Raw genomic sequence first — 1,661 nt, 5'->3', positions numbered from 1 at the left:
GGCCCGAGTTGGCGATCCGCCCGGACGAGGAAGCCGGCCTGGTCTCGGCTCGCGAATTCGGAGACCATCAAACCGCCACCTTGGAAGGGCAGTGTGATGTCCAGTCCCGAGCCCCCGGCGGGTTCCCTCTGCCCGGCCGCCGGCGATACTGGCCCGTCGGTGCGGGCCAGGCGGAAGGCTGCAGGAGCCACCGAAGCGGACTGCGCCAGGTGGTGAAGCAGCAGCGCCGACCCGGCCACGCCGGCGGCGGCCAACTCCGCCCCAACAAGGGAGGTTCGAGCCGCCGCATGATCGTGGCCGTCATGCAGGCGAGGAAGAAGGGTCCCGTCGTTGCGCAGGTTGAGCTGGTACCGGAGCTCATGGAGACGCCGGGTCAAGCCATCGCGTAAGCCCTGGAGGCCTTGGCTGATGTCGCTCCAGGAACGCCGGCCACTCTCGCCCAGTTCCCCGCCGGCGGCGCTCAGCCCCCGGCCCGCCTGCTGGATCGCGGCCATCATTTCCGTGACCAGGCGTTTGGCGTTTTTGCCCTGGTCACGATGTATGGATACGTCCTCCTGCCCCAGCACCAGAGTGGACCCCGGTACGGCTGGCGCGGGTGCCCGCGATCCATCACCCGAGTCCATCAACCGTTCCGCAGGGGGCTGGTAGACGGTGAGCCGGGCCTCCATAACGGGCAGGTATTGCGCGACGTCGAAACGGATCTCCTCCAAAGCGGTGACCGTCTCGGCAGCGAATGTTACCGACAGCTCACCTTTAGCGGTAAGGGTGGTATCGACCGCCTCCGCTCCAGCCGCCTCCTCGGCCTGTTGAAGCAGTTGAGCAGCACTCCGCCGCGCGCCATCTGCCGTGTCCGAACCGATCTCCAGGGAGACGGCTGGGAGCGCCGGCGGCAAGGCCAGGCGGCCTGACAGCAAGCGACCCTCGGTGTCCGCCCGTTCCAGCATCTCCGACAAGACACTGGCGGCGCGGTCTCCCGTCATCATGCCCGTGAAGATGGCCAAGCCGGCATCATCCGGCGGCACGGCGGCGATGCGCCCGTCCCCGGACGCCAGGAGCGCCCAGCGGTCGCCCTTATCGCGTTCAACGGCGTAAAGGCCAGGGCCCTCGAAACGCCACACGCCGCCGTCCTTGTCCAGGGGCCGTCCATAGATCGTGCCGTTGGGCTCGACGACATCGATCTTGACCACCCCGAGGATGCCTGTCCCGCTGACACCCTCTGAACTGGCCAGCAGGTGGTCCTCGAAGTCGCGCTGGTCAGCCTCTGACAGGCTGGCCAATGAAAAGGCCACCGACTTGTCGTCGAAAGGCCCGTCAATGGAAGCCAGACGGTAGGCGTGATTGAGCGCCGTGTTGTCGGCGGCCGTTGGGGAGGTGCCTTCGGCTTGGATCTCGGGTGCGCTGACGGCCAGAATGGCCTCGGCCTGGTTGGCACCTATGGACTCGATCGCGCCCGTGGTGATGCGCGGGGCCCGCCCCAGCGCCATATCGGCCAAAGCCAGGGACACAGCCGTGATACCCTGCGTGTCGATCAGCGCATCCACCGATTTCTGATCGAGGGCAGCGGATGCCGCCGCGGGGGCGAATACTTCTTCAAGGTATGTCCGGGCCGCCGCCTCTAGGTCGGGCCGATGGAGGGCTTGGTGAAGGTCCCGCCGAAGGCG

Annotated in this window: 1 protein-coding gene; it reads right to left on the bottom strand. The window is 67.4% G+C overall.

Translation table 11 applies throughout. The features are described 5' to 3' along the window. The coding region (locus I55_RS20670) for a hypothetical protein (RefSeq protein WP_148293870.1) at positions 1-1,541 on the bottom strand (1,541 nt) is incomplete at its 3' end. Positions 1,542-1,661 lie beyond the last annotated feature (120 nt).

This window comes from Azospirillum sp. B4 (assembly GCF_000333275.1).
In the GTDB taxonomy this organism is placed as follows: Bacteria; Pseudomonadota; Alphaproteobacteria; order Azospirillales; family Azospirillaceae; genus Nitrospirillum.
The sequence above is the reverse complement of the archived record's forward strand: the minus strand, read 5'-3'. Positions and strand labels throughout refer to the sequence as shown.